Here is a 12,439-nt window from a genome sequence, read left to right as displayed (position 1 = left end):
TTTGAAAATATTTTTGAATCTTTACTTAAATACCTGATCGTCAACAGCGTTTTTAGGAAAGTTTTTTTGGCTGTTGCAGGGGTTAATTTACACTTGCCAACATAAGTAGCAAATTGAACTTTTCCGGGTACATAATTAAACGTAGCGCTCCGTTCATAATACCCGATATAAATAAAGTGAGCTCAAAGAACCACCTATAACAAGGGATCTCTGAGCTCATACTATATGTAATGTATCGAAAATGTTATATTCTACCGATTGCTTCGATATCCGCAACCGATTTTATCAAGGGTTCTCCCAGCAATTGATACCCGTTTTCAGTAATCAGGAAGTTTTCTTCTATTCTGGCTCCGCCAAAATCACGGAAAGCATCCAGTTTATCGTAGTTGATAAAATCTTTCAGCTTACCCTGCGCCCGCCACATATCCATAAGTTCAGGAATAAAGTATAAACCCGGTTCAACCGTTAGTACAAAACCTGCTTCCAGCTCCTTTCCTAATCGCAGCGATTTTAAACCAAACTCCTTACTTTTTACCATATCATCGGAATACCCCACGTATTGTTCGCCCAGATCTTCCATATCATGCACATCCAGTCCCATCATATGCCCAAGGCCACATTGGAAAAACAGGGTATGCGCTCCCTGACCTACTGCTTCTTTGACATCACCTTTCATTAACCCAAGCTGTTTCAACCCTTCCACCAGCTGCTCGCAAGCGAGATGATGAACATCAAGAAAACGAATTCCCGGCTTCAGCGCATGAGCGGCAGCCTCTTCGGCCTTCAATACAATTTCATAGACCTCTTTTTGAAGAGAAGTGAATTTTTGATCAACCGGGAAAGTTCTCGTCAGGTCGCCTGCGTAGTGCATGGCCGTTTCTGCGCCACAATCGCATAAAACGAGCTGGCCTTTTTTCAGCTGGTCATGCGTCGGATGATTATGCAGCGTTTGTCCGTTGACCGTATAGATAACCGGATAAGCAATATTCCCACCCGCGCTCAATGCCATTCCTTCCAAAATGCCCGCCACATATTTTTCAGTCCGCCCCTCCTTAGAATGACGGATCGCCGCCACATGCATTTCATTGCTAATGATAACCGCCTTATTAATCTCTGAAACTTCCAGCGCGGACTTATAAGACCTTTGCGCTACCACTGCTCTGATCAGTTTAACAGAAGCGCGCTCTTTAACCGCCGCATAGGGAATTCCGAAAATCCCGCTTAGTTTAATCACAGTGTGCGAACGATAAGGCGGAAGGTAATGCACCGTTTGCCCTTTTGCAAGAGACTTCTTCACCAAAGTATCCAGCGAATCCAAAGCGTCCACCTTCGTAATCCCGGTCAATGCCGCGGTATCCGATACTGATGGCTGCGTTCCCATCCAGACGATATCATCAATGGTTGGCTCATTGCCGAGCAATATCTCAACATCCTCGTCGACATTGATTATGGCCGCCAATCCGGGTTTATCCAAACCAAAGAAATACAAAAAGGTACTATCCTGGCGAAAATGGTAAGTATTATCCCGGTAATTCATCCCCACTTCCTCATTACCCAATAAAAGGATGAGCCCGCTCCCCACCGTCTTCTTTAACAGTTGCCTTCTTTCCTTATATATGTCAATACTAAACATGATCAATTTTCAATTTAAATGATTTAAACTATACTAATTATCACAAACCTAATCTTTAAGCATCAGCTCCCTGATGTATTTTACAGGAGCACTTCCATAACTCAGGAACTTTTCGTGGAATGATTTCAGGTCAAATTTATTTCCCAGCTTATTTTGATACGCTTTTCGGAGATCAATGATCTCTTTGTATCCTGTATAATAACTCGTCAGCTGCACATTGCTCACACTCACCCGTTTCCACTTCCCTTCCGCCTCTGCCTGCTGCTGAAACGCCTCTTTTGTCAATAAATGCATCGCCTCCTCTTTGCTCATGTTCCCAGCGTGCACGCTATAATCGAGAATGGTATTACAAACAGCCCGTAAATGCCACTTGTACCACATCAGCCACATTTCCGGCTGGTTATTTCCGAATCCATTCTCAAGCATCATCTGTTCGGTGTAAACAGCCCAGCCTTCAACCATGGCTCCGTTGCCGAGCAGCGATTTGATCAGACTCGGCGACTGGTTGGCATAAACCAGCTGTGTGTAATGTCCGGGAATCGCCTCATGAATATCCAGGATCTGCATAATGTAATGATTGTACTCCCTCAAATAACTCTCGGCCTTTTCTTTCGGCCAGTTTTCAATGCTGCCTACATTATAATAGGTATTGCCGCCTTTATCATAAGGTCCGGGCGCACTGATGGAAGCACCCGCAACACCCGCCATGTATGCAGGCTCCTTGCGAACAACCAGCGGTTTGGTCGGATCCAGGCCGATCAGTTTCTTTTCATTGATAAATTTGATCAGGCCGGGGATAATGTCTGAAATGGCGGTCTGGAAATCTTTCTGTTTGACATGATTCGCGGAAAGTGTATCGATCATTTTACCGATCAATTCCAGAGAATCCTTTGGCATAGGTTTATTTCCAAAATATTTTGGCCACAATTGCCGGCTTATACCAGCCATTTTAGACTGAACTTCTTCCTTTCTCGCAACAGCGGAATCATAAATCTGGTCGGCCGTGTAAGCGGACTGGATATTGTGCGCGAATTTTCTCGCATACAAATCCTTTCCCAGCCGGAAACTTCGCGGTTTTTCGCTTTTCAAAACTTTGAGCCACTGCACATAATCCTTTATCGCGTTTACTGCCAGCTGTGATCGCTCAATGATCTGCTTCTTTTCGGCAGCTTCCAGTGTCGATACTTTTACAGAGTCCAGAAGATCTTTTTCAAAAACCGATAAACCTCCCAGATTTTGATCCATCGCCAGAGCCAACAGTTCCGGTACAGGATTCACGACTGTATTTTTTGCGGCTTTATAATAGGAAGGAACATTGACCAGTCGCCCGTGGATACTCCGTAACCGCTCGTTTAGCGGAGCGTATTTTTCATTTAAAATGAAAGCAAAAGTCCCGCTTACATTATAAGACGTCGGGTCCCATTTGTACGACTGCAAAGTATCGGAGCTCCAAAGTGACTCATTGAGCAGATTCCTGATCATATAAAAATCGGTCCGGTTGGATGCGGATAACCCGGCCGGGTCGAAAGCAGATAAAGAATCCAGATGCTGTTTGGCAAAAGTTATGGACGACTGCACGGATTTTTCATCCGGCACTACCAAAACACTATCGTACTTATGATAACCCGCGCCGGTTGCCCAGTCGGGATATTGTTTCCATAATGACTCGATGAATCCTGCGGAATAGTTTTCAAAAGATTTATCGCTTCTGACAGTCTGATCTTTCTCCGACTTTTTACACCCAGTCAATAGACCTGACAGCAAACAGCCGCATAACATGATTTTTTTTACTTTGAGCATACCAGCCAATACCTGTTATTATTTGATTTTAGATTTCATTTAATTCACCGGCGTAAATTACTCTCATCGCGTAACAAAACCATATTCGTTCGCCCACTTTTCAGGATTAATAATTTCCTTCTGCCGCTGTTTGTCAAAATTCAAATGTAGACTTTACCATCAGCATTTCCTCTTCTGTATTTAATCAGTTATTGCCCGATTTTAACCCAAGAGCGTACAGATCAATGAAAAACCCCGCAATAATGAGATTCGTCCAATTCCTTTGTCTCCACTGTCACCAGGCATATTTACCTTATTCATTGCAAAATTGAAAATACAGAAGTTATTTAGTGGATATTTAACCGGTACAGATATTGACTACGAAAAGATACAAGTTTGAGGAAATTGCGCTGGAACTTGAAGAGAATATCATCAGCCAGTTTTTTAAAACGGGAGATAAATTACCCTCTGTCAGGGTGTTGAAGGGGCAGTATAATACCAGTATTACAACCATTCAGCGCGCTTATGAACATTTACTGATCAAAGACCTGGTTCGAAGTGAACCTAAATCCGGGTATTATGTCAAATACCAACCGGCTTCAAACCCTGTAGCTTCTCAAAATAAGAAAATGCCTTTGGTCGTGCGGGATGCTTTTTTCACCAATAATTTGTCACAGATTACCTCCCTGAGAAGTACCAAAAGCGAGTTATCGGAATTTAACGTCGCGCAGCCCGGCGATTTTTTTATTCCGCAAAAGCTTATCCTCCGAACCATGCAGCAAGTCGTCAGAGAGAAAGGTGCCAGCTTGCTGAGATATTGCCAATGGATCGATGGCCCTGAAGGAGCAAATTGCACAAAGAACCACTACCTATAAAACGGTATTAAATCCTGAGGAACTGATCATCACCGACGGCGCTTTGCAGGCTTTGTACATCGCGCTGGCATCTATATGTTCTCCGGGGGATATTGTGGCAGTGGAAAGCCCGTGTGTGTTTTCCGTACTGGAAATTTTACGTGTGCAGCAATTACGCGTAGTTGAAGTTCCGGTGGATATTCGCCAAGGTTTTGACGTCGACCTTCTCAAAAAAGCCTCTCAGAAAATGAATATCAAAGCGGTTATTGTCACGCCCAATTTCCATAACCCAACCGGAAGTTTGTTAAGCGACGAGCAAAAACAATATCTCCATGCGCTCGCCATAGAACAAGGCATCCCATTAATCGAAAACGATATTTACGGAGATCTACACTTTTCAGGACATAGACCGATAAATATTAAGTCGCTTGATGAAAGCGGGCTGGTCCTCACCTGTTCTTCTTATTCAAAATCCCTGGCTCCGGGCATACGCCTCGGCTGGCTTTCCGCAGGCAAATTTTTCAAAAAAGCCGAACAGATCAAATATGCACTGGGCAGTACGGTTTCACCGATTTATCAGGAAACGATTACGAAATTAATATCATCGACAAGTTATGACCGGCATGTCAGACTTTTCAGGAACCAACTTGCCAGCCAATATTATCACACCCAAAATCTGATCAACCGTTTTTTCCCCGAAAGTACTGTGATGAGCAAACCGACGGGAGGCAGCAATCTTTGGGTACAAATGGATCGAAAACTTGATATGCAATTGTTTTACAAACTTTGTGAAGAAACGGGTATACGCTTCACGCCCGGATATACATTCAGTTTTTCAAAAGCTTATGATCAATTTTTCAGACTGGTTTTCTCTGACAAATACTCCGCAGCACGTGAAAATGCGTTAAAAATTGCCGGGGATACAGCCGCTAAACTAATCGGAATATAACAATCTGTACCGCTCCGTTATTCATCAAGTGTATGTTCGCCAACATTCCGGGCTACTTAACTTTGCCGGGTAAATAAATTAAACAATGCCGAACATCATGCTTAAAACCAAATTTATTGTAGCCAACGAAACGGGGATATTACAGTTGCAGGATCTGGCCAGAAGAACCATTGCAGAAAGGCTCTTTGCACAAACCGAAGCGACCGAACTTGAAAAGTATATTGAATCACGATACAATACCCAGACGATTATCTCAGGTCTCAATGATTTTTCCAATCAATGTATTGTCGTTTATTCTGATGATAAGCCAGCAGGCTTTGCATACTTTTCGGACAACGGGCAGAAACCTGATTTTCTACAAGAGAAAAGAACCAAACACCTTGCTCAATTTGAGATATTGGATGTTTTCAAAAATACCGGCGCTGCGGAGATTTTGCTGGAAAAATGTATCTATCTGTCCAAAGCTTATCATGCACTCTGGTTTGAGGAGCCAGTAAACAATCCGATGTCTGAACTATTCAAATCACATGGTTTTGTAATAGAAAAACCGGCAAACCCAATGTCTGGCTTGCCGGTTCAATCGGCTCTTCTCGTGAAATATTTTTGAGCTGTTAACCTGGTTTAAAGTACCACCAGCTGTTTACTCACATCCACATTGGGTCCCTTGATACGAACAATGTATTTGCCAGAAGTTAAATTCCTGACCAGCACTTTAACCCGGCTTTTCATATCTTGTTTTTGCGTCACCATAACACGACCGTAAAGGTCATAAACGATGATTTCAGCGCCAATAATATCGTCACGGGATTCAACGTAAACGTTGTCGCGGGCACCAGGATTTGGGAAAACAACTATATCGGATTCTCCTTCTGTTATAAACTGAAGGTCATTTGAATAAGGCGAATAACAAGTTAGCAGGTTGCTTCCTAAAATATAGGTAACATTCGCTCTCGCAGCATAAAGGCCGGTTTCTATTGTTCTAACCGTATTTGTAGTAGAAGAAACCAGTGTCTCCTGACCACGTTTCCAGTCATATTTCTCTCCCAGGCCTGTTTGGCTGATCGTCGCTTCTGCGGTAAAAGGCCCTACTTTTGCGATGATCGGCGTTGGAACCTGCGGACGATAAATAAGTGATGACACATCAGAGTCATCTGACAAACACCCGAAAACGTTTTGGCTTCTCACAAAGTAGTTCCCGCCTTCTTTAACAGTGATGGAACTGTTGGTTGTAATGGCATTGTTCGAGCCCTGTTTGTACCAGTTATAAAGATCATTTCCTTCATTAATCGAGAAGGTAAATGACGAATCTGCACAAGCCTGCTGAGATCCCACTTCTCTGATCGTTGGTTTATTCGGTTTAATTGCTGTGCTGATAACCATAGTCTGCGTGCGAAGCGTATTGCCATTTCCGTCCTTCACCCGGCCCGTGTAGACACCCGGATTCGTGACATTGATTGCCTTGGCATTTCTGTACTCCGTACCTCCGTTCACCGATAGCGTCCATTCATAATTCAGATAACCATCCGGTAACGTGAGATTCACTGAAGAATTATTATCAGCACAAATGCTGGTGATTTTCGGTTCCTGAGAAACTGAGACCGGATTGACGCTCGAAAAAAAGTTCACGCTCAGAGCATCGTTCCAGGCATTGGCCAGTGTAACCAAATTGTCGTTGCCGTAGAAATGTGTCCCATCCTTTCGCTGCACGGGCAGATTATCCGTTTCAGGTCCGGCAAAAGCAATACCCGGCAACTCGTTGATCACAGAGTTTTGCGCAATAATAATATTAGAATCGGTGTGATAATCCACATAAGAAGTCCTCGCAACAATCCAGGGAATCTGACGCCCTACATCCGAACTAAGTTTTCCGATCAGTGATTTAAGGCTGTTCCTGTATTCATCAATTCCCATGTTCAGCGGCGAATTATCCGTTTCTCCCTGCATCCAGAGTACGGCCCGCACGCCATATTGTTTGGCATAATGCTGCATGGAAAGTTTTAAATTCCCATAAGGCATCTGCGACGGAAAAAGTGGTTGCGGATTACTGTACACCCCTTTTGTAGGAATTCCTTGCGCACTTTCCCACCAGTTTCTGATGGAAGTCCCGTCCCAGGCAGTGTTGACGAACATAATCGGAACGTTGAGTTTTTGCGCAAGAAGGTCTCCCAAAATCCCCCAGCACCAGCTGCCATGGCCTCTAAGCCCCATATTTCCTTCAAAGCTGTCGACATGATTGAAAGTCGGAGCCGGCGGATCTCCCAGCGAGTTAAGGAATTCGTTATTATAGCTGACGTAATTAACTCTGTCGTCCTGTGCGCCGGGAGGCGGAACTGTTGTGACGGAGTGATCAACCATACCCTGGGCATTGGACTGACCGGAAATAACAAATACCTCTCCCACACCCAAACGGGATATGTTATCGATATTGCCAATCATAATGCCGCCTTTAAGGCCGCGCACTTCCACCTTATACCAACCACCGGAAATATTGATAACCCCGCTGAAAACACCACCGGTCGGTTTGTCCTGCAAAGTTGTCCAGTCTATTGGTTTTCCCTGCGAAGCCGCAATGGGCGTGGCGCGCACTTCTATCTTATCTACCGGAATCGAATAACTTCCGCTGATCGTCACGTTTGCCGAACCATTTGTTTCCTGCTGATAGACAGCCCTCTCCAAAGGGGCAGTCACGTCTATCTGCGCGTAAACACCGAATGGGATTAATGAGAGCAGCAAACAGGCTCTGAAAGAAGCTGAAAAATGATTTTTTTTGAAAGGAATGAGTATAGAATTGACAGTATATTTCATGCTAATGTGAAAAATCAAATAATATCCGTTGCGTAACTTTCACGACACAAAGTAGGTGAAAAGCGTTGTAGCGCACAATAAAAAACTATTAACCGGATAGAAATCTATCTATCGGTTTTCGTAAATTATTACGATGAAATACACCGTCTTGTTGCGCCGCGGCCGAATAGAAATGATGATACGGCAAGAAAGTCCTGTTCAAAAAAACGGGACTTTCCTGCCTGTCTCAAATCAACAATCAAATCTTTCCGGCATGCTCTCCACCTTTGATTTTGCTTTTCATTTGTGCATCGATAACCGCTACCAATGCCATGTTATAAATACTCCGTACTGAACTTCCCAATTGTAACACATGCACCGGCTTTTTCAACCCTAATAAAATCGGGCCAATGGCATCTGCGTTCCCCACTTCTTTGAGCAGGTTGTAAGCGATGTTACCGGCAGCAAGGTTGGGAAAAATGAGCGTGTTCACATCATGGTTCACCAATTCACTGAACGGATAACTATCCTTTAATATTTTAGGATTGAATGCAACACTTGCCTGCATCTCCCCGTCGACAATCAGCGAAGGATTTCGCTTTTTGATCAGTTTTCTCGCTTCCGACATGATCTTCGCTTCCGGCGAATCGCTGCTGCCAAAGTTAGAATAACTTAACAGCGCAATGCGTGGTGTGAGGTTGAAATTATGCACCTCACGCGCTACCAGGTCAGTGATATCCGCAAGTTCCTCTGCGGTCGGGTTAAAATTAACCGTTGTATCTGCCAGGAATAAGGGACCTTTTTTCGTGATCAGCAGGTACATACCAGCAATTTTTTTAACACCGTCTTCCGTACCGATAATCTGAAGTGCCGGGCGAATGGTATCAGGATAATTCTTGGTAAGACCTGAAATCATGGCATCCGCGTCGCCCGTGTCAACCATCATACAGCCAAAATAATTTCGGTCATACATGGCCTTCTCAGCCTCGTACTCATTGATACCTTTCCGCTGACGTTTCGCAAAATATAACTGCGAATATCTTTTTCTGTTTTCTTCCTGTTCGTCACTGCGCGGATCCAGAATCGTAAGACCTTCCAGATCAATCCCGTTCGCCGCGGCAATAGACTTGATCTTGGCTTCATCCCCAAGCAGGATCGGATAAGCCACTTTTTCATCGAAAACAATCTGTGCTGCTTTTAACACTTTCCAGTTATCAGCATCGGCAAATACCAGTCGTTTCGGATCAAGACGTGCCTTGTTTCCAATTACTCTCAGCAGCTGATTATCAAGCCCAAGTCTGTGGTTTAACTCTTCCTTGTAAGCATCCCAGTCCTGAATTCCTTTTTTTGCCACACCACTCTCCATCGCAGCCAGCGCTACCGCCGGTGCAACCGTAGCCAATAATCTTGGATCCAGCGGTTTTGGAATGATATATTCTTTCCCGAAAGAGATCGTTTTTTCGTTGTATGCGAGATTAACAATGTCCGGCACTGCACTTTTTGCCAGATCTGCCAGAGCCCTTACCGCGGCAAGTTTCATCTCCTCATTGATCTGTGTCGCACGGACATCAAGGGCTCCTCTGAAAATGAATGGAAAACCGAGCACGTTATTAACCTGGTTTGGATAATCACTGCGACCTGTTGCCATAATCACATCGTTACGGGCAGCTGTGGCCGCATCGTACGAAATTTCCGGGTCAGGATTGGCCATTGCAAAAACGATCGGATTCGCCGCCATGCTTTTGATCATTTCCGGGCTTACCACATTTCCTACACTTAGTCCGAGAAAAACATCGGCGTCTTTCATGGCCGAAGCAAGGGTCATTTCCGGTGTGGCCGATACAGCAAATTGTTTTCTGTCGTCATCCAGATCAGTTCTTAAACTATGCAAAACGCCATCCTTATCAAAAAGCGTAAAGTTTTCGGCCCGCGCGCCAAGAGATTTGTACAACAAAACACAGGACATCGCGGCAGCTCCTGCTCCGCTTACCACAAATTTTGCCGTTTCAATATTCTTCTTTTGCAATTCGAGTGCATTCAGCAAAGCAGCGCTGCTGATGATCGCCGTACCGTGCTGGTCGTCGTGCATCACCGGAATTTTCATTTTCTGCCTTAGCTGTTTTTCGATATAAAAACACTCAGGTGCTTTAATATCTTCCAGGTTTATACCGCCAAAAGTAGGTTCCAGCGCCAGTACGATCTGGATAAACTTGTCCGGATCTGTTTCATTTATTTCAATATCAAAAACATCGATATCCGAAAAAATCTTGAACAAAACAGCTTTTCCTTCCATCACGGGCTTGCTGGCGTCAGGACCGATATTACCAAGACCAAGCACCGCTGTTCCATTGGAAATCACGCCCACCAGGTTTCCCTTGGCTGTATATTTATAAACTTCCTCTACATCTCTGAAAATTTCCTTACACGGTTCCGCCACGCCGGGCGAGTAAGCAAGAGATAAATCGCGCTGGGTTTTTGCATCTTTTGTAGGTATCACCTCAATTTTCCCAGGTCTCCCGTTGGCATGATAATCCAATGCCTGTTCTTTTCTCAATTGCTCCTTCATAAATTTTAATTTCACTTCATTTTTCTGATCAAAACAGGGCTTATCTCAACCGTAATTTGTTTCAGAAATTTTTAACGAACTGTTTAATTTGTTTGATGCTCCAAAAGTATCACTCTTTGCAGGGAATACACCAGAGTATTTACTTGTTTTACTAAGAATGGGATAAAATAGGTTAAAATATGAAAATCTCACGGCAAATTCCTGATCGCGTCTTCCAACATTTTAATATATTCCTCTCTGTTAATATCATAAGCGACCTCGGCATTTGGCGTTTTTTTCAACACATTGTAAAAGTCCACCACAGTAGCTCCACTTGTCAGCTCCCCTTTCGTTTCCACGGCAACGTAACACGGTTTTGTTTTAAACATATCCGGATTGATCAGCCAGGCGATCGCACAAGGGTCATGCAATGCCGCACCACCTTCCAGCTCTACCCTGTTTTCTCTGTAAAACTTTGAATAAAATTCGAGGATATTCGCCGCTGCTTCCCCAGTTTTATTTCCAATCGCACGGAATAAGTCGATGTCTTTTTGAAAAACAACCGCCTTATGCGTCACATCCAGACCACACATGGTAATGGGGTTTCCGGCCGATGTAGTGACAGCTTTGACATCAAACAATCCACTTCCGAAGGCGAGCATCAGCATCAGTGCATCGTCGTGGCCGGGGTCACAATCTATGATAACGGGTAATTTTTTCATGTTCATTTAATTTCATGTTGATACGGTGCCGAACTCTGAGCGCCCATTCTTGTCACCGCTATCGCCGAGGCCTTGCAGGCAAATTCGCACGCCAGAAGCCAGTCCTGGCCTTCCGAAAGGGCCGTAACAAGAGCTCCGTTGAAGACATCGCCGGCGGCAGTTGTATCCACTGCCTGCACTTCCACAGCGGGAATAATCTGCTCATACAAATCATTTGAAAGGTAAACTCCTTTTTTACCTAAGGTAATGATCACGTGCTCAACACCCTTTTTCCGGAAATAAAGAGCTGCTTCCTTCAACGCTTCGGGACTATCGGGAAAAATTCCGGTCAAAATCCCGGTTTCCGTCTCATTCGGCGTGATCAGATAAAGCCCTTTCAACAGTTCGTCGTCAATTTTCACAGCAGGAGCGGGATTCAAAACAAGTTTGATATGAAGTGTCCTGCATTTTTCCACGATATACCGCACCGTTTCCACCGGAATTTCAAGCTGAATCAGAACAAGCGAAGCTTCTTCAAAAACAGCATCCGGCAAATCTTCCGGTTTAAGATCCATATTGGCTCCGGAAGCAACAATAATCTGGTTTTCACCCTTATCATTTACCGTGATGGTGGCAATCCCTGAGGGATAATCTGGAGTTTGAGAAACATAGGCGATATCCAATCCCTCTTTTTTGAAACCATCCAGCGCCTGGTTCCCGAAAATATCCTGACCCAGCCTGGCTACAAAACGAACATCTGCCCCAAGCCTGACGGCTGCAACAGCCTGATTCGCCCCTTTACCTCCTGGATTCATCAAAAATGTTTGTCCTAAAACAGTTTCTCCGGGTTGGGGAAATACCTTTGTTTTAATCACCATATCGGTATTGGAGCTACCGATCACAACTATTTTTTTCGACATGAAACTGTGTCTTAATTCCTCATTTGTTTGTTGATCCTTCGCCTAAAATAAGCAGTGCGAAAAGCGAAGTTATTGATTAAGCCAAAATAATCTGCCGCTAAAAATAGTTTTAAGGAATTTTTAAGATTTGACGAATGGATTTTCAATAAAAGTCGACGACACAAAGATTTTCTCGCTTGAAGCCCCTCTCAGTGTATACATGACACATTGATTTAAGGGAATTGTTTTTTAATTTCCCGCCAAATTGGCTGTTTCACGCATTTTTCCATATTTA

General features: G+C 44.0%; 9 protein-coding genes. 3 read left to right on the top strand and 6 right to left on the bottom strand.

The window, feature by feature from the left end; all coding sequences use genetic code 11:
* Positions 1 to 244: 244 nt before the first annotated feature.
* Both M1L62_RS17080 and M1L62_RS17075 read right to left on the bottom strand, forming a co-directional pair.
* Positions 245 to 1,633, bottom strand: a complete 1,389-nt coding sequence (locus M1L62_RS17080; RefSeq protein WP_254560823.1) for an aminopeptidase P family protein — start codon at positions 1,631 to 1,633, stop codon at positions 245 to 247.
* A 48-nt stretch (positions 1,634 to 1,681) separates the two neighbouring features.
* The gene (locus tag M1L62_RS17075; RefSeq protein WP_254560822.1) at positions 1,682 to 3,433 is read right to left on the bottom strand and encodes a DUF885 domain-containing protein; all 1,752 of its coding nucleotides are present in this window, start codon (positions 3,431 to 3,433) and stop codon (positions 1,682 to 1,684) included.
* Positions 3,434 to 3,786: 353 nt separating this feature from the next.
* Between M1L62_RS17075 and M1L62_RS17070 the strand changes: the two genes are divergently transcribed.
* The 3 genes from M1L62_RS17070 to M1L62_RS17060 all read left to right on the top strand — a co-directional run bounded on the left by M1L62_RS17070 (position 3,787) and on the right by M1L62_RS17060 (position 5,822).
* Positions 3,787 to 4,287 carry a GntR family transcriptional regulator gene (locus tag M1L62_RS17070; protein ID WP_254560821.1) on the top strand — a complete coding sequence of 167 codons (501 nt, stop codon included), beginning with the start codon at positions 3,787 to 3,789 and terminating at the stop codon, positions 4,285 to 4,287.
* Complete coding sequence (locus M1L62_RS17065; RefSeq protein ID WP_254560820.1) at positions 4,244 to 5,215, top strand: aminotransferase-like domain-containing protein; 972 nt, start codon at positions 4,244 to 4,246, stop codon at positions 5,213 to 5,215. The genes M1L62_RS17070 and M1L62_RS17065 overlap by 44 nt, the downstream gene beginning before the upstream one ends.
* Positions 5,216 to 5,312: 97 nt before the next feature.
* Positions 5,313 to 5,822, top strand: coding sequence for a GNAT family N-acetyltransferase (locus tag M1L62_RS17060; protein WP_254560819.1), 510 nt, complete (start codon positions 5,313 to 5,315; stop codon positions 5,820 to 5,822).
* A gap of 14 nt (positions 5,823 to 5,836) precedes the next feature.
* Here M1L62_RS17060 and M1L62_RS17055 read toward each other — a convergent pair whose 3' ends face one another.
* The 4 genes from M1L62_RS17055 to rbsK all read right to left on the bottom strand — a co-directional run bounded on the left by M1L62_RS17055 (position 5,837) and on the right by rbsK (position 12,165).
* The gene (locus M1L62_RS17055; RefSeq protein ID WP_254560818.1) at positions 5,837 to 8,020 is read right to left on the bottom strand and encodes a sialate O-acetylesterase; all 2,184 of its coding nucleotides are present in this window, start codon (positions 8,018 to 8,020) and stop codon (positions 5,837 to 5,839) included.
* Between the two features lie 238 nt (positions 8,021 to 8,258).
* Complete coding sequence (locus tag M1L62_RS17050; protein ID WP_254560817.1) at positions 8,259 to 10,565, bottom strand: NADP-dependent malic enzyme; 2,307 nt, start codon at positions 10,563 to 10,565, stop codon at positions 8,259 to 8,261.
* Positions 10,566 to 10,753: 188 nt separating this feature from the next.
* Positions 10,754 to 11,266, bottom strand: coding sequence for a nucleoside hydrolase (locus M1L62_RS17045; RefSeq protein WP_254560816.1), 513 nt, complete (start codon positions 11,264 to 11,266; stop codon positions 10,754 to 10,756).
* Between the two features lie 2 nt (positions 11,267 to 11,268).
* Positions 11,269 to 12,165, bottom strand: a complete 897-nt coding sequence (rbsK, locus tag M1L62_RS17040; RefSeq protein ID WP_254560815.1) for a ribokinase — start codon at positions 12,163 to 12,165, stop codon at positions 11,269 to 11,271.
* Positions 12,166 to 12,439 lie beyond the last annotated feature (274 nt).

This window comes from Dyadobacter diqingensis, from assembly GCF_024220585.1.
Classification (GTDB): domain Bacteria; phylum Bacteroidota; class Bacteroidia; order Cytophagales; family Spirosomataceae; genus Dyadobacter; species Dyadobacter diqingensis.
Note: the sequence above shows the minus strand (reverse complement) of the source record. Positions and strands in the feature narration are given on the sequence as shown.

Bases quoted from the DNA above. Each gene is read 5' to 3' on its own strand.
- M1L62_RS17060 (WP_254560819.1), top strand. From the start codon at position 5,313: ATGCTTAAAACCAAATTTATTGTAGCCAACGAAACGGGGATATTACAG.
- rbsK (WP_254560815.1), bottom strand. From the start codon at position 12,165: ATGTCGAAAAAAATAGTTGTGATCGGTAGCTCCAATACCGATATGGTG.
- M1L62_RS17055 (WP_254560818.1), bottom strand. From the start codon at position 8,020: ATGAAATATACTGTCAATTCTATACTCATTCCTTTCAAAAAAAATCAT.
- M1L62_RS17080 (WP_254560823.1), bottom strand. From the start codon at position 1,633: ATGTTTAGTATTGACATATATAAGGAAAGAAGGCAACTGTTAAAGAAG.
- M1L62_RS17050 (WP_254560817.1), bottom strand. From the start codon at position 10,565: ATGAAGGAGCAATTGAGAAAAGAACAGGCATTGGATTATCATGCCAAC.
- M1L62_RS17065 (WP_254560820.1), top strand. From the start codon at position 4,244: ATGGCCCTGAAGGAGCAAATTGCACAAAGAACCACTACCTATAAAACG.
- M1L62_RS17075 (WP_254560822.1), bottom strand. From the start codon at position 3,433: ATGCTCAAAGTAAAAAAAATCATGTTATGCGGCTGTTTGCTGTCAGGT.
- M1L62_RS17045 (WP_254560816.1), bottom strand. From the start codon at position 11,266: ATGAAAAAATTACCCGTTATCATAGATTGTGACCCCGGCCACGACGAT.